The organism is Carnobacterium funditum DSM 5970, from assembly GCF_000744185.1.
Lineage (GTDB): Bacteria > Bacillota > Bacilli > Lactobacillales > Carnobacteriaceae > Carnobacterium_A > Carnobacterium_A funditum.
In genome coordinates, this window is the sequence record NZ_JQLL01000001.1 from 2,223,587 (window position 1) to 2,248,003 (window position 24,417).

The 24,417-nt window shown below is 33.6% G+C and carries 26 protein-coding genes; 21 read left to right on the forward strand and 5 right to left on the reverse strand.

Going from position 1 to position 24,417, the window contains the following annotated elements:
- Positions 1-189 precede the first annotated feature (189 nt).
- From BR44_RS10390 to gloA, 6 genes are all read left to right on the forward strand, one after another.
- Positions 190-1,560 carry an NAD(P)/FAD-dependent oxidoreductase gene (locus BR44_RS10390; protein WP_211249877.1) on the forward strand — a complete coding sequence of 457 codons (1,371 nt, stop codon included), beginning with the start codon at positions 190-192 and terminating at the stop codon, positions 1,558-1,560.
- On the forward strand, positions 1,520-1,735 hold the full coding sequence (locus BR44_RS12245; protein ID WP_211249878.1) for a Rieske 2Fe-2S domain-containing protein: 216 nt from the start codon (positions 1,520-1,522) through the stop codon (positions 1,733-1,735). The genes BR44_RS10390 and BR44_RS12245 overlap by 41 nt, the downstream gene beginning before the upstream one ends.
- 106 nt (positions 1,736-1,841) lie before the next feature.
- Positions 1,842-2,738, forward strand: a complete 897-nt coding sequence (locus BR44_RS10395; protein WP_034552543.1) for a DUF368 domain-containing protein — start codon at positions 1,842-1,844, stop codon at positions 2,736-2,738.
- Positions 2,739-3,099: 361 nt separating this feature from the next.
- On the forward strand, positions 3,100-4,089 hold the full coding sequence (mgrA, locus tag BR44_RS10400) for an L-glyceraldehyde 3-phosphate reductase (protein ID WP_034552546.1): 990 nt from the start codon (positions 3,100-3,102) through the stop codon (positions 4,087-4,089).
- A 64-nt stretch (positions 4,090-4,153) separates the two neighbouring features.
- A complete protein-coding gene (gene gloA2 / locus BR44_RS10405) occupies positions 4,154-4,570 on the forward strand; it encodes an SMU1112c/YaeR family gloxylase I-like metalloprotein (protein ID WP_051912693.1) in 417 nt (138 codons plus the stop codon).
- On the forward strand, positions 4,571-4,954 hold the full coding sequence (gene gloA, locus BR44_RS10410) for a lactoylglutathione lyase (protein ID WP_034552548.1): 384 nt from the start codon (positions 4,571-4,573) through the stop codon (positions 4,952-4,954).
- 95 nt (positions 4,955-5,049) lie between these two features.
- Here gloA and BR44_RS10415 read toward each other — a convergent pair whose 3' ends face one another.
- On the reverse strand, positions 5,050-5,463 hold the full coding sequence (locus BR44_RS10415) for a hypothetical protein (RefSeq protein WP_034552551.1): 414 nt from the start codon (positions 5,461-5,463) through the stop codon (positions 5,050-5,052).
- Positions 5,464-6,195: 732 nt separating this feature from the next.
- Here BR44_RS10415 and BR44_RS11585 point away from each other — a divergent pair.
- Both BR44_RS11585 and BR44_RS10420 read left to right on the forward strand, forming a co-directional pair.
- Positions 6,196-6,348 carry a hypothetical protein gene (locus tag BR44_RS11585; protein WP_156954965.1) on the forward strand — a complete coding sequence of 51 codons (153 nt, stop codon included), beginning with the start codon at positions 6,196-6,198 and terminating at the stop codon, positions 6,346-6,348.
- 404 nt (positions 6,349-6,752) lie between these two features.
- The gene (locus BR44_RS10420; RefSeq protein ID WP_034552554.1) at positions 6,753-7,688 is read left to right on the forward strand and encodes a dipeptidase; all 936 of its coding nucleotides are present in this window, start codon (positions 6,753-6,755) and stop codon (positions 7,686-7,688) included.
- Positions 7,689-8,303: 615 nt separating this feature from the next.
- On the opposite strand, the gene spxA is transcribed toward BR44_RS10420, so the two are convergent.
- Entirely contained in the window at positions 8,304-8,708 is a 405-nt protein-coding gene (gene spxA / locus BR44_RS10425) for a transcriptional regulator SpxA (protein ID WP_034552556.1), read from the reverse strand.
- Positions 8,709-9,047: 339 nt separating this feature from the next.
- On the opposite strand from spxA, the gene trhA reads away from it, so the two are divergent.
- The 3 genes from trhA to BR44_RS10440 all read left to right on the forward strand — a co-directional run bounded on the left by trhA (position 9,048) and on the right by BR44_RS10440 (position 12,202).
- Positions 9,048-9,695, forward strand: coding sequence for a PAQR family membrane homeostasis protein TrhA (trhA, locus tag BR44_RS10430; RefSeq protein ID WP_034552559.1), 648 nt, complete (start codon positions 9,048-9,050; stop codon positions 9,693-9,695).
- Between the two features lie 277 nt (positions 9,696-9,972).
- On the forward strand, positions 9,973-11,511 hold the full coding sequence (locus BR44_RS10435; RefSeq protein ID WP_034552562.1) for a maltose/glucose-specific PTS transporter subunit IIC: 1,539 nt from the start codon (positions 9,973-9,975) through the stop codon (positions 11,509-11,511).
- A gap of 1 nt (position 11,512) precedes the next feature.
- Positions 11,513-12,202, forward strand: a complete 690-nt coding sequence (locus BR44_RS10440) for an N-acetylmannosamine-6-phosphate 2-epimerase (RefSeq protein ID WP_425393564.1) — start codon at positions 11,513-11,515, stop codon at positions 12,200-12,202.
- Between the two features lie 48 nt (positions 12,203-12,250).
- Here BR44_RS10440 and BR44_RS10445 read toward each other — a convergent pair whose 3' ends face one another.
- Positions 12,251-12,484, reverse strand: coding sequence for a hypothetical protein (locus BR44_RS10445; RefSeq protein WP_034552564.1), 234 nt, complete (start codon positions 12,482-12,484; stop codon positions 12,251-12,253).
- A 624-nt stretch (positions 12,485-13,108) separates the two neighbouring features.
- On the opposite strand from BR44_RS10445, the gene trkA reads away from it, so the two are divergent.
- Together trkA and BR44_RS10455 are read left to right on the forward strand one after the other, a co-directional pair.
- The gene (gene trkA, locus BR44_RS10450; RefSeq protein ID WP_034552566.1) at positions 13,109-14,485 is read left to right on the forward strand and encodes a Trk system potassium transporter TrkA; all 1,377 of its coding nucleotides are present in this window, start codon (positions 13,109-13,111) and stop codon (positions 14,483-14,485) included.
- Entirely contained in the window at positions 14,478-15,923 is a 1,446-nt protein-coding gene (locus BR44_RS10455) for a TrkH family potassium uptake protein (protein ID WP_034552568.1), read from the forward strand. Before trkA ends, BR44_RS10455 begins: the two co-directional genes overlap by 8 nt.
- Positions 15,924-15,983: 60 nt before the next feature.
- Here the strand turns inward: BR44_RS10455 and BR44_RS10460 are convergent, their stop codons facing one another.
- Both BR44_RS10460 and BR44_RS11675 read right to left on the reverse strand, forming a co-directional pair.
- Positions 15,984-16,790 (reverse strand): MurR/RpiR family transcriptional regulator, encoded by an 807-nt coding sequence (locus tag BR44_RS10460; RefSeq protein WP_034552570.1) that lies wholly within the window; start codon positions 16,788-16,790, stop codon positions 15,984-15,986.
- A gap of 216 nt (positions 16,791-17,006) precedes the next feature.
- Positions 17,007-17,180 carry a hypothetical protein gene (locus tag BR44_RS11675; protein ID WP_169740204.1) on the reverse strand — a complete coding sequence of 58 codons (174 nt, stop codon included), beginning with the start codon at positions 17,178-17,180 and terminating at the stop codon, positions 17,007-17,009.
- A 192-nt stretch (positions 17,181-17,372) separates the two neighbouring features.
- Here BR44_RS11675 and BR44_RS10465 point away from each other — a divergent pair, with 192 nt between their 5' ends.
- The 8 genes from BR44_RS10465 to BR44_RS10500 all read left to right on the forward strand — a co-directional run bounded on the left by BR44_RS10465 (position 17,373) and on the right by BR44_RS10500 (position 24,410).
- Entirely contained in the window at positions 17,373-18,284 is a 912-nt protein-coding gene (locus BR44_RS10465) for a DMT family transporter (protein WP_034552572.1), read from the forward strand.
- A 47-nt stretch (positions 18,285-18,331) separates the two neighbouring features.
- On the forward strand, positions 18,332-18,529 hold the full coding sequence (locus tag BR44_RS10470; RefSeq protein ID WP_034552574.1) for a hypothetical protein: 198 nt from the start codon (positions 18,332-18,334) through the stop codon (positions 18,527-18,529).
- Positions 18,530-18,584: 55 nt separating this feature from the next.
- Entirely contained in the window at positions 18,585-19,703 is a 1,119-nt protein-coding gene (gcvT, locus tag BR44_RS10475; RefSeq protein WP_034552576.1) for a glycine cleavage system aminomethyltransferase GcvT, read from the forward strand.
- 37 nt (positions 19,704-19,740) lie between these two features.
- Positions 19,741-20,163: a glycine cleavage system protein GcvH gene (gene gcvH / locus BR44_RS10480; RefSeq protein WP_084676138.1), complete on the forward strand. Its 423-nt coding sequence runs from the start codon at positions 19,741-19,743 to the stop codon at positions 20,161-20,163.
- Between the two features lie 2 nt (positions 20,164-20,165).
- Entirely contained in the window at positions 20,166-21,515 is a 1,350-nt protein-coding gene (gcvPA, locus tag BR44_RS10485) for an aminomethyl-transferring glycine dehydrogenase subunit GcvPA (protein ID WP_034552579.1), read from the forward strand.
- The gene (gene gcvPB, locus BR44_RS10490; protein ID WP_034552582.1) at positions 21,512-22,981 is read left to right on the forward strand and encodes an aminomethyl-transferring glycine dehydrogenase subunit GcvPB; all 1,470 of its coding nucleotides are present in this window, start codon (positions 21,512-21,514) and stop codon (positions 22,979-22,981) included. Before gcvPA ends, gcvPB begins: the two co-directional genes overlap by 4 nt.
- A gap of 81 nt (positions 22,982-23,062) precedes the next feature.
- Positions 23,063-23,617, forward strand: coding sequence for an AAA family ATPase (locus BR44_RS10495; protein WP_034552584.1), 555 nt, complete (start codon positions 23,063-23,065; stop codon positions 23,615-23,617).
- A gap of 313 nt (positions 23,618-23,930) precedes the next feature.
- On the forward strand, positions 23,931-24,410 hold the full coding sequence (locus BR44_RS10500; protein WP_034552586.1) for an Rrf2 family transcriptional regulator: 480 nt from the start codon (positions 23,931-23,933) through the stop codon (positions 24,408-24,410).
- The last annotated feature ends 7 nt before the right edge of the window (positions 24,411-24,417 follow it).

Genomic DNA, 24,417 nt, shown 5'->3' on the forward strand with positions numbered 1-24,417 from the left:
AGTCAGAGGGTACAATTATTCAGCTAAAAAAATACCGGGAAGAATTTGTCTATTGGTAAGAAATAAGCCATTAATTTTAACGACTCATTCCATTCGTTTTATTTGACCGTAGAAAGTGTTTTCAATAAACTGAAACTGTTAATGAAAACAATTTAGTTAATATAAAATAGACTAGTTAGGAGTGAAATCATGATTGGGAAAAAAAGTTCTATTAATATATTTCCGAAGTCTATCTGGAGAGAATTCAAAGAGACTCCGAGTTTTGATTCATTACAGAAATCTGTTGAAACAGAGGTTGGAATTATTGGAGGGGGAATTGTTGGGATTATTAGTGCTTATTTATTAGCCAAAGCTGGGAAAAAAGTTATTTTAATAGAAGCAGAAAAATTAATAGACGGAGTCACAGGTTTTACAACAGCAAAAATAACAGCACAGCATGGATTAATTTATGACGAACTTATTAAATCAATTGGTCAAGAAAAAGCTAAATTGTATTACGATGCAAATCTAGTAGGATTAAATCTTATTAAGCAACTAGCCGTTGATTTGAACATAGATTGTGACTTATCTGAAGAAAATTCTTTTGTATTTGCTCAAACAAAAGAGGGTGCTCAAAAGATTCTAGCAGAATCAGAAGCTTATAAAAAATTGGCGATTGATGGCGGATTGGCGAAAAAAGAAGTTGACCTGCCATTCGTTGTGGAAGAGGCTTTAGTGATGTACAATCAGGTTCAGTTTCATCCAGTGAAATTTTTAACTGGTTTAGTAGAAGAAATTAAGAAACTGGGAGGTCAAGTATACGAAAATACTCGTGCTTTAAAAGTGATAGACCAAGAGGAACTAGTTATTGTAACAGAAAATATGTCTTTAATCTCATGCGATAAAGTTATTATTGCAAGCCACTATCCGATTAATGATAATGAGGGGATATACTTTACTAGACTTTCTGTCAATCGCTCTTATGCGATTGCAGCTAGAACAAAAAAAGATATCCCTGTTGGACTGTATATAAGTGCAGACCAACCGACGCGCTCTTTACGCTCGGTTTTATCAAAAGAAGGAGAAAAGCTTATATTAATTGCTGGTGATGGTCATGCGACGGGAAGAAGCAAGTCTAAAACAATTGAACATTATCGTAATTTAGAAGAATTTGGTGAAGCCTACTTCGATATTAAAGAAACTCTCTATCATTGGTCTTCACAAGATTTAACAACATTAGATAAAGTGCCATATATAGGGAGAAAAACTGTCGAATCCAATCGATTATTAATAGCTACCGGTTTTAATAAATGGGGCATGTCAAATGGAGCTGTTGCCGCGCTTATTTTAACGGATCAAATAGTAGAAAAAGAAAATGAGTTTGCTTCTCTCTTTGACCCAACCCGATCTAAAATAAAAAAAGAACCGGCAAAGAGTTTTATTAAAAGTAATGCATCTGTTGCAAAAGAATTTATTTCAGGAAAAATAGAAAAAACAGCTAAAGCTGTTGCTGATTTAGAAAAAGATGAAGGTGGTATGATTGAATTTAAAGGGGAAAAAAATAAGAGCCTATCGCGATGAGAACGACAATATTCATTTAGTAAATAACAGTTGCACACACTTAGGTTGTTCTCTCAAATGGAATGATGGCGAGCGTACCTGGGATTGCCCATGTCACGGTTCACGTTTTTCTTATAGAGGAGAAGTTTTGGAAGGTCCAGCTGTTAATCCACTTGAATTAGCTGAGAATAAATAAATAAAAAAAGGTTCAAAAAAAAGTTTGCGTTTTTTTTAGTTTCACTTGGCGTCCTACTTCTGTTATTATATTAAAGTAGCAAATTATATAGTAAAAGAGGCTGAATATGAATTACTTAATAGATATACTTAAAGGAATGGTCATTGGTATTTCGAATATTATACCAGGTGTAAGTGGAGGGACAATGGCAGTTTCTCTTGGGATTTATGATCGTATGATTTTTTCGATTAGTCAGTTATTTAAGAACTGGAAAGTTAGTCTGAAAATATTGATGCCTATTTTGATTGGTGCTGGATTTGGAGTAGTTGCTTTCACGTACACAATTGAATTTTTACTGAGTAATTATACTCTGCCAACAGCTTTAGCGTTTGTGGGTATGATTTTAGGTGGAGTTCCAGTACTATGGGTATCGTTTCAAGCAGGATTAAAAATGAAAAATGAAAAATTGAATATCGGTCATTTAATTATTTTTATGTTGATGTTTGCTATAGTAGCTTTTCTTCCTATGTTTCAAGGAGCAGAATCCTCATTTGAAGTCATTACAATTACACCATTTAACATGATAAAACTTTTCTTAATTGGAATCATTGCTTCAGCAACAATGATTATTCCAGGTATGAGTGGTTCACTGGTATTAATGATATTGGGGTATTATTATTCTATTATCAATACTATTACTAGTTTTATTGATGCTTTGCGAGCTGGTGATATGGCAATTATTTTGCCTAATTTTATTGTTTTAGCTGTTTTCGGAATTGGCGTTTTAATCGGTATCTTCTTGATTAGTAAGATTATTGAGTATTTATTTAAGCATTATAGTTCAGCAACTTATAGTGGAATTTTGGGATTAGTATTGGCTTCACCATTTGCCATTATGTATAATACGAATGCACTAAGTGATTTGACGACAGCAAAAGGGTTGCCATTTGCTATAATTGGATTAATTTTAATGGTTTTATGCTTTATGGGAATTTATCAATTAGGAAGGAAAAAAATTCATTAACGTTAAAAGAATCAGAAAAAAAAGTAGAGTTCTCTACTTTTTTTTTGTGGAAAGATAACATCGTATCATTTTGGATACGAATAGTATCCTATCACATAGTTCTTTATAATGAATAGTCGTATTTAGTATAAAGAAGAAATACGAACATTTGTTGAAGTTAATCCTTATCTTCAGTACATGATCAGAGGGCTCATTATTATTTTAGCGGTTTCTATTGATGTCGTAAATACAGTGTTAAAAAATAAAGCAACCTGTCTAGCTTGAAGAGAGTCATTAAGAGGATTCACATAGGTTGTCATCTATATATGGAAGCGATATAATGAAAACGGGAAATAAATGATTAAAGAAGCGGAGTGATTTAATGTATCGAGCAGCAGAAGATCGTTATGAAAATATGATTTACAATCGTGTAGGAAACAGTGGATTAAAATTGCCAGCTTTGTCACTAGGAATGTGGCATAATTTTGGGGATGTTGATTTATTTGAAAATAGTCGAAAAATGGTTCACCGTGCTTTTGATTTGGGTATTACCCATTTTGACTTAGCTAATAATTATGGACCTCCTGCAGGCAGTGCAGAAGAAAATTTTGGACGCATCCTGAAAAAAGATTTGCTTCCATACCGTGATGAACTAATCATATCTAGTAAAGCAGGCTATTATATGTGGCCTGGTCCTTATGGAGAATTTGGTTCTAAAAAGAATCTGACAGCCAGTATTGATCAAAGTCTAAACCGCATGGGGCTAGAATATGTAGATATTTTCTATTCGCATCGTCCAGATCCAGAAACTCCATTTGAAGAAACAGCACAAGCTTTAGACTTGATGGTTCGTCAGGGAAAAGCATTGTATATTGGGATTTCTAATTATTCTGCTGAACAAACAGCTGAAATCACAAAAATATTTAAAGATCTTAAAACACCATTTATTATTCATCAACCATCATACAGTATGTATAATCGCTGGATAGAAGATGGTTTGCAAGATGTGTTACAAGAAAATCAATTAGGCTCCATCGCTTTTAGCCCATTAGCTCAAGGTATGTTAACCGACCGTTACCTTGATGGTGTTCCAGAAGATTCAAGAGCGGGACGTTCAACAAGTATTTTCTTAGATGAGAAACAAGTTCATACTAAAATAGATAAGTCTAGAGCATTGAATGAAATTGCAAAACGTCGCGGACAAACATTAGCTGAGATGGCTGTTTCATGGATTTTAAGAGATGGGAAAGTAACAAGTGTGTTAATCGGCGCTAGTCGAGTCAGCCAAATTGAAGACAATGTTAAAGCGTTGGATAATCTTGATTTTACAGTGTCAGAATTAGCTGAAATAGAAAAAATAGTGCAACGATAATAGCAGTAGTTTTAAATAAGGGATCGCAAGTATGAGTTGTCCCTTTTATTTGGAGGAAGATAACATGAAGTTGAATCGTATCCACCATGTTGCTATCATCGCATCAAATTATGAGAGTTCTAAAGATTTTTATGTGAATATACTTGGACTTGAAATCGTCCGGGAAAATTATAGAAAAGAACGAGACTCATATAAGTTGGATTTAAAGATTGGAGATAGTGAAATAGAATTATTCTCATTTCCAGATCCGCCTAAACGTCCAACAACTCCAGAAGCTCGTGGTTTAAGACATGTATGTTTTTTTGTTGATGATATCCACCACGTGGTAAACGAGTTAAATCTTAAAGGTATTGAAACAGAAGCTATTCGTGAAGATGAATTTACCGGAGGTTTATACACCTTCTTTCAAGACCCAGATGGATTACCAATTGAATTATATATGAATAAAAATAATGGAGAAGTAGAGAGAGAGGTTTTTTAAATGGCAAAAAAAATGTTGCACACATGTGTACGAGTAAAAGATTTAGATAAATCAATGGATTTTTATACGAATGTATTAGGTTTCCACGAGGTTAAACGGAAAGATCATCCAGAATCGAAATTCACATTAGTTTATTTAGCACTTGAAGAAGATGGATATGAACTAGAATTGACTTACAATTACGATCAAACTGAGCCATATCAATTGGGAAATGGATATGGTCATATCGCTATTGGAGTAGATGATCTAAAGGCAGCACATCAGGAATACAAAGATTCTGGTAATGAAGTTACCGAGTTGAAAGGTTTAACAGCTGACTTGGTTAATTATTTCTTTGTCTTAGATCCAGATGGTTATAAAATTGAAATTATCCAGAACAAATAGAAATAGAAACTAAAAAGCGTTACAAGTTAACGAGTCAAACAGACAATAAAAACGAGATGGAAATCATGATTTCCATCTCGTTTTTATTGTCTAATTTAATTTTTTTTAGTTCCAATTTGTTCCATAAGTTGAATTAGGTTTCTACTATGCCAAGGAGAAGCAGCATTTTCTTGAGAGATAAGGTAGTGTTCTATTGGTTTAGTGGTATTTTTATATACAACAACAAGTTTATTGTCAGCTGCCGGTTTTTCGAAATAAAGTTCTTTTATTTCGCTTAATGGTATTTGGTTGTAGATGCCTTCTTTAAGCGTATTGTTTTTTTCATCCAAGGGCATTAAAACCAATTCGTGCTCAGAAAAATTAATGCAATATAATTTTTCTTTATTTTTTTTAAATATAGAAGCAAGCCAGTTTTCTTTAGATACTATTTTTTCAGCTAAAATAGATTGCCCAGATTTTGATTCCAAACCGTGTCGTTTTAAAAAATTTAAGACAGTTTCTTCTTCCATTTTGTGAAGCCTCCTCTAACAAATTGACTGTCACGTTTGAATAGGTCGTATACGCTAATTATAAGACAAAAGAATGCTATTTGCCATTTTAACGCATGAAACGACAGAGAAATGTTGGAAAAAAGACAGGGAGAACCAAAAAATGAGAGGGCTTCACAAAAAGGTATTTAGATATATGAAGAGATGAAATAATAAATTTAACATTTGATATAGGTGGAACGTCTATTAAATACGGTGGTTTTAAAGATGAAAAGCTAAGTCATAAAGAAGCTTTAAAAACACCTCCTACATGGGAGGAAATGAACAATCTTTAAAAGAAATAAAAACGAAATAGGATAAAGACTTTATCATTCAAGGTGTTGCATTTAGTTCATTGGGAGCAGTCAACCAGGTAGACCGAACGAACCATAGATGGAGCAAGTGCTGTACCTTACATCCATTGTTTTCCTATTTACGATGAATTAGAAAAAGAAGTTAATTGCGCAGTATCTTTTGAAAAAGTTGCTAATTGTGCTGTTTTAGTTGAAATATGGAAAGGGGCAGCAAAAGGTTTGAAAAATAGTTTATTACCGAATTTTATTTGAGACCCTCAGAGAGCAAACGAAAGCACAAATTATTTTAATAGAACCATTTGTATTAAAAGATTCTGAAGAACAACGATCTTGGGAAGTGGAGTTAGAACCTCGGATACAAATTATTCGCAAATTAGCTGAAGAATAGGACGAAGACTATGTGGAATTAGATAGCGGATCAAAAAAATGTGGGAATAAATGGGGAAATAATTACGTAATAGAAGATGGGGTCCATCCTACACCGACAGGTCATCAAAGCATCTCTAAACCTTGGTTAGAAAAAGTTGATAATAAAAAAAATAGCAGAAAATGATGAAAAGCACTTGTGCTTAAATGAATTTTATGGTAATGTTACTTACATGCGATGAGTTGACTCCGACCAGGTGACTTCGGTCATTTCGCTGCGGCGACAAGTGGTTGGAATTTAGACAAGGCACACCGTACCTAGTACAACTGCAAGATGCAGGTGTTTGGACCCCTCTGTTTTGTGGAATTCATGGGACCTATTCATGAAAATGAATATTGTCGAAAAAAAGTACTGACTTTTGTCAGTACTTTTTTTTGTCTTCTTTTTGATAGATAAATAAAGACCAATTAAATATCCTGTTTTACTAAATAAATTGAAATAGATTTCTTTGTGCACATCAATAGTTGATGTCGTATCATGAAAAAAATACATAGGGTTTATGTCATTAAACAGAAAGAAGGAGAAATGTTATGGATGTCATTGATTTACATTGTGATGCTCTATTAAAATTACAACAAGCTGAAGGAAAGCTAAACTTTAAGAACTCAACCGAACTAAGTATTAATGTAACTCGCTTGAAAGAAGGCCAAGTTAAAATTCAAGCCTTTGCCATTTTTATTGAACCAGATATCGTAGTAGAAGAAAAATATGCAGCAGCTTTGGAGCAAATAGATTATTACCAAGAAGATGTTCTAGGTAATAATCCTGAAATGAAACAAATTAAAAAATGGAGTGATATTAAAAATTTGAAAGATGGTGAAATAGGGTCTTTTTTAACGTTAGAAGGTGTTGAAGCCATAGGAAATGATTTGACTAAACTAGACCAGCTACTAGATTTAGGTGTTCTATCTGTTGGTTTAACGTGGAATCCAGCTAATTTAGCAGCAGATGGAGTACAAGAACCAAGAGGTGGGGGACTAACAACTTTTGGATTTGATATTATAAAGAAATTGAATGACAGAAAAGTATTTACGGATGTTTCACATTTAAGTGTAGCGAGTTTCTGGGATGTAATGAAAGCAGCAAAGTTTCCCATTGCTTCACATTCTAATGTTTTAAGTTTATGTGGACATGTAAGGAATTTGAATGATGATCAAATTAAAGCAATGGTGGATCGAGATGCAATGATTCATATCGTATTTAATCCACCTTTTACGATAAATGAAGAAAAACAAGAACCAACAACAATAAGCGATTTAGTCAAACACGTTGAAGCACTGGTAGAATTAGGTGCAATTAAAAATATCGGTTTTGGATCTGATTTTGATGGAATTAGTTCACACATAGTAGCATTGAATCATGTTGGAGAAGTACAAAATTTAATAACCGGTCTAGAAGAAAAATTTTCAAAAGAAGAAGTAAAGGGATTTGCCGCGCAAAACTTTTTGAATCATCTGCCAAAATAATTTACTAGTCGTAGCGACTAAGTCATAGAGCATTTTTAGGGTTGAGGTTAGCTCTGCCTATAAAAAACTCTAACACAATGGAAAAAATAGGTATTAATTAGTGTGGGTGGTATCTCGTTCACACTAGGACTGGTAGGCTGATTTTTACCGTTAGTGCCAACCACACTTTTTCTACTATTATCACTTTATGGTTTCAAATAAAGTTTAGAAAAAGTTAATTACTGATTGAAATCAACGAAAATTTGTCAAGAATCCCAAGAATCCATTGATGAGTTTTTGAAATAGTGACCATTTATATTAGGCAAAAAGAAAAAGACGCTTTTGGGGTGCAGTACATACACAGACTGTTAGACTCTTCTTGTATTTAAAACAAGAAAAAAGACGGTATTGAAAAAAATAACGGATCACCGCTGAAAGAAGATTCAGCTAACATGCGATTAAAAAAATGAATGGTTAGATTGAGATTAATAAACGACTAGCAAACGTGAAGGCGGTAATGTACCGTATTCACGTCTGCTATTTTTTTATACTGTATCAAAAAACACACCGCAAAAGTTAGGTTTCCCTAACTTTTGCGGTGTGTAATCACAAATAATAGCGTTGATTTATGTTCATTCAGTAACTTATAGGTAGTTTTTCTTGTAACTTTTTTAATTCCAATTTCCGGACATCTCTCGGTAAGAATCGGCGGATGTCTTCTTCATTGAATCCAATTTGCAATCTTTTTTCATCGATTAAAATAGGGCGTCGAATTAAACCGGGGTTCTCCAAAATCAAATGAAGCAACTCTCCCAAAGCCATATCATCTATATCAATATTAAGGTTGTGAAAAATTTGAGATCGAAATGAAATAATTTCTTCCGTCCCATTTTCAGTTAAACTTAAAATAGCTTTAAGTTCATGTATCGTTAACGGTTCTTTAAAAATATTTTTTTCTAGGTACTGGATATTGTTTCCTTCTAACCAGGTACGTGCTTTACGACATGAAGCACAACTCGGGGATGTATACAGTGTAATCATTTTTTGTCCTCCTTTTAAGTCAAAGCGATGTTAACTAAGTAAGTGGAGCGGTGAGATGATGTTACTATTCAATTGTTAATATTTAAACTATCTTTATTATAAGAGAAAAAAAAAAAAAAAGCAATAGCAATAAGCATATTTTGTATGCGATACCAACTCGTGTCATTTTAACAAACAAAAATCATGTCAAGTTAAATCGATTGGCTAATGCTCGGAAATCACAAACAGTTAGTTAAGTAAATCACAAGAACGTAGTTAAGTGAACTAGTTTGAATAGTTTCCATATCTATGATAAAGTTAGAAATGAAAATAACTTAATGTTAAAAATGGAGGATAGATATGAAGCAAATCCCGAATTTCTCTAGAAAGTATTTAATTACAAATGAAGTGTTAAATGCAGTAACTCATGGTATCGGAGTTGGTTTAAGTATTGTAGGACTAATTGTTTTGATTTTAAAAGGGGTCAGGTCAGGTTCAACTCTTGAATTGGTATCTTATTCTATTTTTGGATCATCTTTAATTTTACTCTATTTGTGTTCGACACTTTATCATAGTTTAATCTTTACACCAGCTAGAAAAGTATTTAAGATTTTTGATCACAGCAGTATTTATATATTAATTGCAGGAAGCTATACACCATTGTGTTTGATTACAATCGGAGGAACAAAGGGCTGGGCATTATTTTATATTGTTTGGGCAATTGCTTTTTTAGGTGTTATTTATAAAAGTATTTGGATAGAAAGTTTTAAAAATGTATCTACCTTGTTGTATATTGGTATGGGTTGGTTGTGTTTAGTTGCAATCAAAGAACTTTATACAGGACTCGGTATGAACGGTTTTGGATTACTGTTATCAGGAGGATTAGCGTTCACAATTGGAGCTGCTTTCTATAGTATGCGTTCTGTTAAATATATGCACGTTTTGTGGCATTTATTTGTTATGACAGGAACGGCATTCGTTTATTTCACCATTCTATTATATGCTTAATGCAACAAAATCTATAAGTTTGTCCTGTATATTTCGTTAAACTACGAAATAAACTGGGCAAGCTTTTTTTTATGAAAGGAATAACGTTTGTCAAAATAAATGACCCTAACAGAGGTTTGAAATAGCGACAATTTCGCTATTTTGATAACATAAATGTATAAAAAACGTTCTTTAATAAACATGCAAGAAAATATTTTCTTTAATAAAATATTGACGAAAACATTTACAAGGAGTAAAATGAACGATAGAAAATAAATTAGATAGAGGAGTGGAAAAAATGAAAACCTTTTTTGAAAAAGCACAACAGTTTGGAAAATCATTTATGTTACCGATTGCAATCCTTCCTGCAGCAGGATTGTTACTTGGGATTGGAGGAGCATTGTCCAATCCTAATACGATTGTTGCCTATCCAATACTAGATATCAGTTGGTTGCAAGCAATATTTACTGTTATGAGTAGTGCCGGGAGTATTGTTTTTGCTAACTTGCCCGTAATATTTGCAGTTGGGGTAGCTATCGGATTGGCACGTAATGACAAAGGGACTGCGGCATTAGCGGCTTTAATTGGTTATTTGGTTATGCATTCCACAACGAATGCTATTTTAGGGTTATCCGGTAACTTAGTAACCGAAGATTTGGCTTCTGTTGGACAAGGTGTTACGCTAGGCATTCAAACGTTAGAGTCAGGCGTTTTTGGTGGTATATTGGTTGGTGTAATGGCTTCTTGGTTGCATAATCGTTTTTACAAAATCGAATTGCCACAATACCTTGGTTTCTTTGGAGGCTCTCGTTTTGTACCGATAGTTACTTCATTTGGAGCCATTATTTTAGGAAGCATTATGTACTTTGTTTGGCCTCTTTTCCAAAGTGTCATTTTTAGCGTTGGAGATGTCGTTAATGCAACAGGTTATATTGGAACATTTTTCTACGGATTTATTTTACGCTTATTAGGACCTTTTGGCTTGCATCATATTTTCTATCTCCCATTTTGGCAAACTGCTTTGGGAGGAACATTAGAAGTTGGCGATAATTTAGTTCAAGGAACGCAAAATATATTTTTTGCACAATTAGCTGATCCTACAACGGCACAATTCTTTGAAGGAACGTCACGCTTTATGTCTGGTCGTTTTATTACGATGATGTTTGGTTTAGTTGGTGCTGCGCTTGCGATTTATCAAACGGCTAAACTTGAAAATAAAAAAGTAGTTGGTGGTTTGATGTTGTCAGCTGCATTGACTTCTTTCTTAACAGGTATTACTGAACCCTTAGAATTTTCATTCTTATTCGTCGCACCAGCATTGTATGTCGTTCATGCTTTCTTTGATGGATTAGCATTTATGTTGGCACATATTTTTGAAATTACCATTGGTCAAACATTCTCAGGTGGATTTATCGACTTCTTACTTTTTGGAGTATTACAAGGAAATGCTAAAACTCACTGGATTACCGTTGTTTTAATCGGAATCGTTTGGTTCTTCCTATACTATTTCACATTCAAATTCCTTATTTTAAAATTTAACTTTAAAACACCAGGGCGTACTGATGAACTAGAAGTAGCAGAAAAAAAAGGAAAACCTGAAGGACGGGCATTAAATATTATTAATGCGTTAGGTGGAGAAGAAAATGTCATTAACGTTGACAATTGTGCGACACGTTTACGTATAACTGTAAAAGATGGTACAAAGGTAAATCAAGAAGCTTTAAAGGAGACAGGTAGTAAAGGGGTCTTGATTAGAGGGAATGGCGTACAAGTTATTTACGGACCGCAAGTTACGGTAATTAAAAATGAAGTAACCGAAATATTAGGAGATGAATAAAATGATAAATATGTTAGATAAAGTTAAATCAAAATTAATTGTCTCATGTCAAGCATTAGAAAATGAGCCATTGCATAGTTCCTATATTATGGGAAGAATGGCTGTAGCAGTTGAACAAGGCGGAGCTAGTGGGATTAGGGCTAATTCCAGAGAGGATATTATTGAAATCAAAAAAAACACAAACCTTCCAGTGGTTGGTATTGTAAAACGTGATTACAAGGACTCGGAAATTTATATTACTGCTACAATGAAAGAAATTGATGAATTAGCAGAATCAAAATGCGAAATGATCGCTTTGGATGCGACATGTCGTAAACGTCACAATGATGAAAAGTTATCTGATTTTGTTACGACTATCCGTTCTAAATACCCAAATATATTATTAATGGCAGATGTTTCAACAATTGAAGAAGCAATAGAAGCAGGTAGACTAGGATTTGACTGTGTTTCAACAACCTTAATGGGCTACACAACAGAATCGGAAGGACATAACATTGCTGATAATGACTTTGCTAGATTAAAAGAAATCCTGAAAACTGCTAACATTCCCGTTATTGCTGAAGGGCATGTAGATACTCCTGAAAAAGCAAAACGTTGTCAAGAACTAGGTGTGTATTCAATGGTTGTTGGTAGTGCGATTACAAGACCACAATTAATTACAAAAGCATTTGTTGACAAAATAAACGAATAAAAAAATAGCAGAACCAGGTTAGTAAAATAACCTGGTTCTGCTATTTTTTTATTGATTAGATAAGAAGAAATTTCCTTTTAGAATAATTTTTTCTTGAGAAAAGTAAATTCCTAGATTTCCAGAAAGGACATAACGGACAACACAAATGAGAAACAAAAAAATAGCATTTTCAGAACCGAGTAATTTAATAACTTTAATAAAACAAGCAATAGTTGTATTTGCAGCACCTGTAATAACACGACTAAAGCCCCAGCCACTAATATAAAAACAGTAAAAACTCATTCACCTAAAAAATCAAAAGGTTTAGCGTGGGTATTGAAAACTTGGTAAAAAATCGACTGTAATTTAATTGCTTGTTGGATACCCAATTAAGACTAATTAGAAAAAGTATGTTACTAATCTAATCAATATTTTGAGTATGCCCGTATTCGTATATATTTTTTGAATTAGCATCATTTGATTCTTACTTTCTATTCATTGTAATTTTTAATGTTTGTTTAAACAGGCGTCATTAATCATAGGAATTAAGATAATTAAAGGCAAACAGCATCGCCAATTTAGTTGATAAAACAAGAACAGCACTTACTAAAATAAAATTCAAGATTTATACTAAAGAGGGATAGTCAGAAAAGCTAAAAATAAAAAAATAAGGTTGCTTGTTACAATTAGACTGAAAATGACTAACAATTAAAAAGATCTTTTGAATGAACTATTTTTTGTGTTAACAGCTAGATTACAATTTATTGCCATTAGCACTAGAATATTTAGCTATAGAATGATACTATAACGCATAGATGATCTCTAAAAAAGTACCATTAGATAAATAGGATGTAGCTTAATGTAATGCTTATCAGTATGGAAAATACGTAAAAAAATATAGAAATTACTTGGAGGACACAACACACTATGAAAATTGTTATTGTAGGTGGAGGGAAAGTTGGCGAATTTCTTTGTGCCTCACTCTCTACAGAAGGAAATAATGTAATTCTCATTGAAAAAGATAGCAGAATTTTGGATAGAATTACAAATAAAACAGAAATCATCGGAATAGTTGGTAACGGTGCAAACTATGATGTTCAAATAGAAGCTAATGTACCTGAATGTGATGTGTTTATTGCAGTAACGGAAATGGATGAGATCAATATGATCGCTTCTATTATAGCAAAGAAATTAGGAGCTAAAAATACCATCTTAAGAGCTAGGAATCGAGAATACTCTTCTCATATGGATTTTGTTCGTGAAAGTTTAGGGATTACGATGATGATTAACCCCGAATTAGAAGCTGCCAAATATATGGCTAACTTAATTAAATTTCCTTCGGCATTAAGTGTGGAATCATTTGTTTACGGGCGAGTGAATATGGTAGAACTAGAAATTAATGAAAAAAGTAAACTAGACAACATCAATTTAAAAGAATTTAAAAATCAACATAAAGATATCATGGTTATGATTGTTCTCAGAGGAGATCATGCGTTTATTCCTTTCGGAGACAGTGTCTTAAAAAAGGGAGATCGCATCTATGTAACAGGTGGTCAAAAACAACTAAATAAATTTTATAAAGCAGCAGGTTCTTATAAAGAAAAAATCAGATCAGTAATGATAATTGGTGGAGGAAGAATTACTTATTATTTGTTAACACTATTAGCTCCTTTAAAATTAAACATCAAGGTTATTGAACACAATGAAACAAAAGCAATAGAATTAAGCAGTCATTTTCCAGATGTAGTTGTGATCAATGGAGATGGTACCGACCAAATGCTGTTGGACGAGGAACGTATGGAAATGTATGACGCTCTAATTAGTTTGACAGGTGTGGATGAAGAAAATGTCATTAATTCCATGTATGCTGCAAAAAAAGATATGAAAAAAATTATCACCAAAATAAATCGGATTTCTTTGATGAAAATTCTTGGTAGTGTAGGTTTACAATCAGTTATTACACCTAAAAGGATTATTGCAAATTCAATCATACGCTTTGTTCGGTCACTAAAAGAATCTCAAGGATCAGACGTTGAGGCACTTTATCGCCTAGCTGATGATCAAGTAGAGGTCCTTCAGTTTAGAGTAAAGGAAAGCAGTAGAATTATTAATATACCATTGAGTAGGTTGAATACAAAAAATAATCTTTTAATTGCCTATATTGTTAGGAAAAAGAAAGTGATCTTTCCTGATGGAAAAGATGTGATTAAACCAAAAGACTATGTTGTTGTTGTAAGTTCGAATGGTTTTTTTAACGATATTGATGATATTAGAGAACCAAAGATGGTCAAAAAAAATGAATAAGTCCGTTGTGAAATTTATAATCGGGAAAATTTTAAGAATTGAAGCTATTTTAATGATTGCTCCTTTGATTGTTAGTTTTATTTATCGAGAAGATGGTTTGTATCAATTTAGTTTTCTAATTATTATAGTAGTTTTATTTCTCATTAGCTATCTTTTGAGTAGAGGTGAGGTTAACAAAAGGCAGATGTATGCAAAAGAAGGGTTTGTTATTGTTTCATTATCATGGATACTGCTTTCATTTTTTGGCTCTTTGCCTTTTGTAATAAGTGGAGACATTCCTTCTCTGATAGATGCCTTTTTTGAAACGAGTAGCGGATTTACAACTACAGGTTCAAGTATATTAACAGATGTCGAAGCTTTAGCTCACTCTATGTTATTTTGGAGAAGTTTTACCCATTTAGTTGGAGGTATGGGAGTACTTGTTTTTGCACTTGCCGTCATGCCACAAACTGGTTCAGAATCTGTTCATATCATGAAAGCAGAAGTACCTGGTCCAGTATTTGGTAAAGTTGTAGCAAAGTTATCAGCTTCAGCTAGAATTTTATATTTAATTTACCTTTCAATGGCCGCAATCATGGTAGTGCTATTACTTTTTGGTGGAATGAGTTTCTTCGATGCTCTTTTACACGCCTTTGGTACAGCGGGTACAGGAGGATTTGGTGTCCGGAATGGCAGTATTTTAGCATACGACAGCGCATATATCGATGTCATTTTAAGTGTTGGAATGATTTTTTTCGGAATCAACTTTAATTTATATTATTTTATTTTAATTGGAAGTGTAAAAGAGGCGTTTAGCAGTGAAGAACTTCGATGGTATTTTACAATTATCGGCTCTGCAGTTCTTTTAATTTGCCTAAATATTTATACAAGCTACGAATCAACCGGAACGATGCTAAGAGATGTATTCTTTTCAGTATCTTCAATCATCACGACAACCGGTTTTTCAACCGTTAATTTTGGGAACTGGCCGCTTTTTTCTAAGACGATTTTATTGCTCTTAATGTTTTTTGGAGGATGTGCAGGATCAACAGCTGGGGGATTAAAAATTTCAAGGGTGGCTTTGCTAACGAAATCTGCTATTGCTGAGTTTAAAAGAATGAGTCAACCTAATCGTATGGTTGTTGTAAAACATGAAAAGAAAACAATTGAACGAGATACCATCCGTAGCGTAGTAAACTACTTATTAGTCTATATTGTTATTTTTATAGGTTTAGTATTAATCATTTCGTTAGACTTTAATGATTTTGAATCTGCATTTAGTTCAATTGTAGCGACATTTAATAATATCGGTCCTGGTTTAGGTCAAGTTGGCCCAATGGGAGGCTATTCAGGGCTTTCAAACTGGTCTAAAATTTTACTTTCATTTGTGATGATAGCAGGAAGACTTGAAATTTTCCCAATTATTATTTTGTTTTCTAGTAAAACATGGAAAAGGTGAAAAATGAGTTGCATCAAAAAGAGATGAAGACAATTTAATTGTCTTCATCTCTTTTTTAATTCAATTTAGTTCTAAAGCAAGTAACGTTTTTTTACGATTAGCTAAGTAAGTCTCATTTTCTAACAGAGCATAACATAATATATCCATGATAAAATAAATAGGAAGTTGACTATTGATAAAGCGCTCATCGACAATCGTTCTATTGTCTGAAGCAAATAAAACATCCGTTGCAACCTCAGTTAAACTTGTGTGGTTCCGATTTGTAATAGCAAAAATGGTTGCATGTTCTTTTTTTGCGGTCTCACAAGTTTGGACAACGGCATCTGATTCACCAGAGTTCGAAATGGCAATCAACAAATCTCCTTCAATTAGTAATGTAGCGCTCATAACCATCATGTGAGGATCTGTGACGGCATCAATGACTAAGCCCATCCTGGTAAGACGATTGCCTAGTTCCATAGCGCTTAGACCCGAACTACCTAATCCACAAATCATTATCTTATTTGCTTTTTGAATAGCCTGCATTAACTCGGTAATCTGTAATGGATTGATTAATTGAGATGAAGAGTAAATTAATTGGTTGTAATAATCGGTTATTTTTTCTGTTAATTTAGCAGGTTCAGGTGTCGTTTTCAATTCTTGATCCACCAAAGTTTTAAATTCCGGAAAACTTTGATAATTTAATTTGTGACAAAATCGTGTGATGGTTGCATTTGAAGATCCCGTTAACTGTGCTAAGTCTTTGATATTCCATGAATGAACCTTTTTCTGATTCTCTAAAATAAAGTTTGCAATGTGTTTGTCTTTTTTTGTTAGAAGATTATAATTTTGTGAAATACGATTTGAAAGATTCAGGTTATTTATCATATTGTAGACCTACCTATACATTCATTTTTCTTTTAGAATACCATTTTACAATACGTTATACAAAGAAGTTAATCAGACAATTCATTTTAAGTAGATGGTGACATATAGTTATAAAGGCACAATAAACTAAGCTAATGTTCACATCCATAAAAACAGAGAAGAGTTATCTTCTCTGTTTTTATAGTATGGATTAAACGACTTATTTTTTAAAGGCTATTAATAGCGGTGTATATCTTTTCCTAATACAAAGGCCAATGCAAAAATAAAAAAACCAATTAAAATGAAAATAGATCCAATAATAGGATCACCTGATTCAACAGGACCAAAATAACCAAAAATAATAAAGATAAGTCCAATAATAAGCATAATTTTTCCGAAAATAGTAAACAAAACAGCACCTCTGTAAATAATCTATTATCAAGAATAGTATAACGAGAAAAAAGAATAGTTCATAACAATATGAAAAAATAAAATAGAATTCTAAAGAGAAAACAATTTTCTTTTTTATTTGTGAAGATAACAAGTTTTCTTTCTAACTCCGTGTTAAACTAATACTTGAGTTTCAAGCAAAGGAGAGAGAAGATGAAACAAAATTTTGGACGATTAGGACTTTTACTCGTTACGGTTATATGGGGGGCAGGATACGTTGTTAGTGATGTAGCATTGAACGTTTTAAATCCTTACCAATTGATGACTGGACGTTTTTTACTAGCTTTTATTGCAATCTTAATCCTATTTTCAAATAAGATAAAAAACATAACAAAAAAAGCAGCAACAAGAGGCAGTATATTGGGTGTTATTTTATATTTAGCTTTTTTGTTTCAAACAGTGGGATTAAATTATACCACGCCATCTAAAAATGCTTTCTTAACCGCTGTAAATGTTGTATTGGTTCCTTTTATTGGATTAGTTTTATATAAAAATAAAATTGCATTAAGAGCCTACCTAGGTGCTTTTCTATCTATTATAGGAATAGGGTTACTTTCGTTAGATGGTTTTAATGGGTTTAATTTAGGAGATTTTCTAACATTAATTGGAGCAGTCTTTTTTTCGTTCCAAATTATTTTAACTAGCCGCTTTGTTCGAACAGAAAATATTTTTTCAATTATGATTGTTCAAATGGGTGTAGCAGCCTTATGTGGAATAGTCGTTATGTTTTTCAGAGGAGACCCTATACCAGATTTTACCTTGATGGGTACTCTATCAGTTGCGTATTTAGGCTTTTTTTGTACGATGTTTGGGTTTATGCTTCAAACAGCAGCCCAACGATTTACTGCAGATACAGAAACAGCTGTCATCCTTTCGATGGAATCATTATGGGGAATGCTGTTTTCAATCATTCTTTTACATGAACTCGTGACGGTTCAGACGGGAATAGGAGCAGCGTTAATTTTAATTGGCGTACTAGTATCAGAAATTGATATAAAAAAAGTGATACTTAAAAATAATCAAAAAAATAGAAGAGTTAAAATAGCAGAAAAAACATTAAATTGATGAGACAATTGGAGAAAAAGAGTACACTAATGAAAAGGAGCGATTAAATGGATATGAGAGATGTGGGAAAAGCAACACGTGTTTTATCTAGTGTCGTTGGTGTAACGGTGATGGCTTATGGTATTTATTTATTAACGGCAAAAGAAACACCGGAAATTGATGAAACTCCTCAGTCTTCTCTTGAACAATCGGTTTCTTCGTCATCAGAAAGTAGAGAGAGTACAACTAGTCAGTCAATAGATTAAATTAGATAAGATTATGCTGATGTTACAAGCAAGCTAATAAGAATGGAGGAATAAAATGACCTCAACAAATAACTCAAGGCGAACCCCGCTTTTTGATTATTACCAAAAGAATAAGATTAAACTGATGGACTTTGGCGGTTGGGTAATGCCTATCCAGTTTACCGGTATTATTGAAGAGCATAAAGCCGTAAGAAATGAAGCAGGGTTATTTGACGTTTCTCATATGGGAGAAATTTTAGTCGAAGGAGAAGATGCTGAGAAGTACCTTGATTTCCTTTTGACAAACGATGTGACACAAATGATAACGGGACAATCACAATACCACGCGATGTGTTATCCAGATGGTGGAACAATCGATGATCTTATTATTTCTAAATTAGCAACGAACGGTTACTTAGTCACATCCAATGCAGGCAATACTGAAAAAGATTTTGACTGGATGAAAGAAAAAGTAACTGGCGATGTTCAATTAACGAATAAGTCTGATTCTATAGGCTTATTAGCATTACAAGGACCAGCTGCAGAGGAAATCTTACAAAAATTAACTGAAGTTGATCTAAGTGATATACAGGCATTCCATTTTAACCAACAAGTTACTTTAGCCGAAATAGAAAATGTTTTGATTTCAAGAACCGGTTATACAGGAGAGAACGGTTTTGAATTGTACTTGGCTGCAAATAAAACAGAAAAACTATGGGAGTTGTTGCTTGCAGCTGGAAAAGAAGAAGGATTAAAACCATGTGGCTTAGGTTCGAGAGATACTCTTAGATTAGAGGCCGCATTGTCTTTATATGGACATGAATTATCAGCAGATATCAGTCCTCTTCAAGCGAATATAGGTTTTGCAGTGAAAACGAACAAAGCCCATGATTTTGTTGGTAAAAAAGATCTTAAACGACAACGTGAAGTAGGAGTGAAACAGAAAATAAGAGGGTTTGAATTGATAGGCAAAGGAATTGCACGTTCTGGGTGTAAAATTTACGCTAAATCAGGAGAAGAAATTGGCGTAGTTACCTCAGGGACGAAATCACCAACTCTGAATAAAAGTATCGGATTAGCACTAATCAATACGAAAAAAAATGATATAGATGCACTTGTCCAAATAGACATTCGCAATAAACTAATCGATGCAGTTCTAGTAAAGACACCATTTTATAAAAGAGAGACAAAATAAGAAAAAGGTATTTATTAACCTAAAGGGAGTGATTTAGATGAATGAAAAAGAGATGGAACGTTATTATACAGAAGAGCACGAGTGGGTTATGCCAATAGGAGACGATAAAGTTCGACTAGGAATAACGGAATATGCTGCGAAAGAATTAGGAGATGTTGTTTATGTTGAACTTCCTGAAATAGATAGCCATGTTAGTGCCGGGGATGAAATAGGAACAGTTGAATCAACTAAATCAGCATCTGTTATTTTTTCACCTGTTTCAGGGAAAGTTATTGTAGTTAATGAAGAGTTAGAGGATGCTCCTGAATTAGTTAATGAAGGCCCGTTAAATGAAGGATGGATGTCAGAAGTTCAGCTAAGTGATCCAAGCGAATTAGCTGATTTATTAACACAAGAAGAGTATATGAATTTAGTTGAAAAATTAGAAGAAGATGACGAAGCGGATAGCGAGGAGGAATAAAAGTGGGAAATAATTTCAGATACTTGCCAGATACAAACCGAGATCGTGAAGAGATGCTAGCAACTCTAGAAGTTTCTTCAATATCTGAATTGTTTACTGATATTCCAGATACGATTCAATTAAAGGACGAGTTAACTATTCCAGCTGCTTTACATGAGGCAGCTTTAGATAAAAAGATGCGAAGTATGGCGAATAAAAATAAAGATAGTAAAGAATATGCTCTGTTTTTAGGTGCTGGGACATATGATCATTATATTCCAAGTACGGTAGATCATGTTATTTCACGTTCGGAATTTTATACAGCTTATACACCTTATCAAGCAGAAGCTAGTCAGGGAGAACTACAAGCTATATTTGAATTCCAAACAATGATTTGTGAACTTACAGGAATGGATGCTGCAAACTCATCATTATATGATGGGTTTACAGCAATTGGAGAAGCTGCTACGTTAGCCGTTCGTAGTACAAAAAGAAATAAAATCATTGTTTCAAAAGGCGTCCACCCTCAAGGTCGTGAAATAGTAAGAACTGTTTCAGTCGGTTTTAATTATCAAGTAACAGAGGCTAAACTAACAGGAGACAGTACAGATTTACATGCATTAAAAAAACTCGTGGACCAAGATACAGCTGCCGTTATTATTCAATACCCGAATTTTTTTGGTTCAGTAGAAGATTTAAAAGAAATAAAGGCAATCGCAGAATCTAACCGCGCGTTATTTATCGTGGTAGCCAATCCTTTGGCTTTAGCTTTATTAGAAGCTCCTGGGAACTTAGGTGCGGATATTGTAGTAGGTGACACTCAACCTTTAGGATTGTCTATGTCATTTGGTGGACCGCATTGTGGTTATTTTGCGGTTAAGAAAAAACACGTTCGTAAACTACCAGGTCGGATAGTCGGACAATCTGTGGACAAAGACGGCAAACGAGGATTTGTTTTAACCTTGCAAACACGGGAACAACACATTAAACGTGAAAAAGCTACTTCTAATATGAGTTCTAATCAAGCTTTAAATGCATTGGCTTCAGCGGTTTTCATGTCTGCATTAGGTAAAGAAGAATTGCGCCACATGGCTCAGTTAAATATTGAAAAAGCGGATTATATGGCTAATGCTTTAATCGGAAAAGGATTTTCTGTTAATAATAAAGCTCCTTTTTTTAATGAATTTGTAGTCGAATTACCTTTTTCAGTTCAAAAAACAAATGAAGCACTAATCAATCAAATGATTATTGGTGGATATAACTTAGAAAAAGAATATGGACTCAAAAATCACATGTTAATTGCCGTAACAGAACAACGGACAAAAGAAGAAATAGATACTTTTATTGCTGTACTGGAAGGGATGATAAAATGACCGATTACAATGAATTGATTTTTGAAATCAGCCGTCCAGGTAGAACAGCTGCTAGTCTTCCAGAAAGTGATGTGTCTTCAATTCAATTGTCAAAAAAATTCCCTGATCATTTGATACGTCAAACACCTGCCGAGTTGCCTGAAGTTTCTGAACCACAATTGATGCGTCATTATACGGCATTATCTAATAAGAACTTTGGAGTAGACAATGGGTTTTATCCACTAGGTTCGTGTACGATGAAATACAATCCTAAAATCAATGAAGACGTAGCTCGGTTATCTGGCTTTGCGAATATCCATCCTTTTCAACCCACTCAAACGGTACAAGGCGCACTCGAATTGATGTATGAATTACAAGAAGATTTAAAGGTTATTACCGGAATGGGAGCTATTTCGTTGCAACCAGCTGCCGGTGCACAAGGCGAATGGACTGGTTTAATGATAATGAAACTATTTCATAAGCAAAATGGAGAAGAAAAAAAACGAACTAAAATTCTTGTACCTGACTCAGCACATGGGACAAACCCGTCTAGCGCCTTTATTGCTGGTTTTGATGTAATCGAAATTCCATCTAACGCTGCCGGTACAGTCGATTTAGAAGAATTAAAAAAACAAGTTGGAACAGACATTGCTGGCTTAATGCTGACTAATCCTAATACACTTGGCTTATTTGAAAAAGATATTGTAGAGATAGCAAAAATTATTCATGGAGTAGGTGGGTTATTGTACTATGATGGTGCAAATTTGAATGCGATTATGGGTAAAACAACACCTGCTGCGATGGGTTTTGATATCGTACATCTTAATTTGCATAAAACTTTTAGTACACCTCATGGTGGAGGAGGTCCAGGATCAGGACCAGTTGGAGTTAAATCTTTTTTAGCCTCTTATTTGCCTATTCCACGGATTGAAAAACAAGCTGATGAGTATGTTTTGAACTCAAATTACCCTCTTTCATTAGGTCGTGTTAAAGGATACTTTGGGAATTTTGGTGTTAACGCCAGAGCGTATACTTATATTCGGACAATGGGACCAGATGGTTTGAAACAAGTGTCTGAGAGTGCTGTCTTGCATGCGAATTATTTGCGGAAATTGTTAGCTCCTTACTTTAATGTCTCACACCCTCAGATTTGTAAACATGAATTCGTCTTATCTGGATTAAAACAAAAAAAATTAGGTGTACGAACAATGGATATAGCTAAAAGATTATTGGATTTTGATTATTATGCACCAACGGTTTATTTCCCGTTAATTGTTGAAGAAGCGATGATGATTGAACCAACTGAGACAGAGACAAAAGAAACATTAGATGCATTTGCAAAAACGTTGATTCAAATTGCAAAAGAAGTTGAAGAAACACCGAATATAGTGCTCGAAGCACCATATACAACATCGGTTAAACGAATGGATGAAGTTAAAGCGGCTAGAAATTTAGTATTAAGTTATGACAAAAATAACAATAATTAACTGACTCATAGATTAAATTGGTATTTAAAATAAGAGTATAAAGTGTAATGAAGTGTTTTTTCAAAAAACGGAGGAATAGATATGGGTATTGAACAAAATAAAGTAATTCTAGTACTAGTAGGTGTTAGTGGAAGTGGGAAGACAACTTTGGCTAACGCATTGGAAAAAACTGGGGTTCCTAAATTAGTTACTACGACTACACGACCAAAAAGAGATGGCGAAGTAGAGGGAACAGATTATTATTTTAGAGAAATATCGGATATGTCCAATATAGCGTTTATTGAAAACTCTTTATATAATAACTATCTTTATGGACTAACAGTAGATACCGTAGAAGAAGGATTGGATCTTCATGACGTAATGAGTGTCGTTTTGGATAAAAATGGTGCAGCTGCTCTAAAAGAAGTTTATCCCTTCTATACAAAAATTATTTATTTAGAAATGACGGAAGAAGAGATTCAACAAAGAATGGAAAAAAGAGGCGATAGCCCAGAAAATATTCAACAAAGATTATTGTTTGCTCAACAAACAGGAGAGTTTGAAGCGCCGATAGAAACAAATCTAGTTCTATCGGTTCAAGATTTAAAAAAGTCTGTTGATGACATCTTAACGTATATCAAAAATAGTTTACAATAAAAGTAGTCGAAGTGTGACAGACTAGCGAGTATTACTCGTGAAGCGCTGGTCTAGTTTACTTTTTGTAGTAAGTGATAGAATAAAAATTTTAAAGTGAGGGTGGGACTTATGTCCTATCCTTACTTTTTTTATTTCTAATAAGAAAAAAAGATAACGAGCTAGATGCTTAACAAATAAATAGCGAATAAATTTTAAAAATTAAAATATTTTGATTGCTTTTTTTTAAAAATAAGAGTAAATTTGTTTATGGATATAAGAAGTCCATAATGGACATTAAATAGAGCTGATTCAAAATATGAAAAGAGGCGAAAGAATGAATTTAACAAAAGGTTTGGAGCAGGCTGTTTGTATTATTACCTTATTGGCAACGCAGGACAAAAGATTTCCCATTGCTTCTCATATTATCAATCGAAGGTTAAAAGGAGCATCACCTTCTTATATAAAAAAAATAATGAGAAAATTAGTCGTTAATGACCTGGTTACATCTATTTCAGGTAGCAATGGCGGTTTTTCGTTAGCTAAAGACCCAGAAAGCATTCATTTATTAGAAGTAGTCGAAGCCTTGGAAGGGCCAATTATTACGTATCCTAATACAGGAATGATTAATCAGGTTTTTTCGGATTTGGGGCCGACGGCTAATCATGGGGAAATAGTTTTAACAGAGGTGTTTAAACAAGCAGACAACCAATATAAAAACTATCTTCGTCAACAAACAGTAGCGCAATTGATTCGTGAATCGTTGAATCATCGAGATATCCCAATTCTTAATTGGAATGAAACGAAAGAAAATTAGTTTAGAG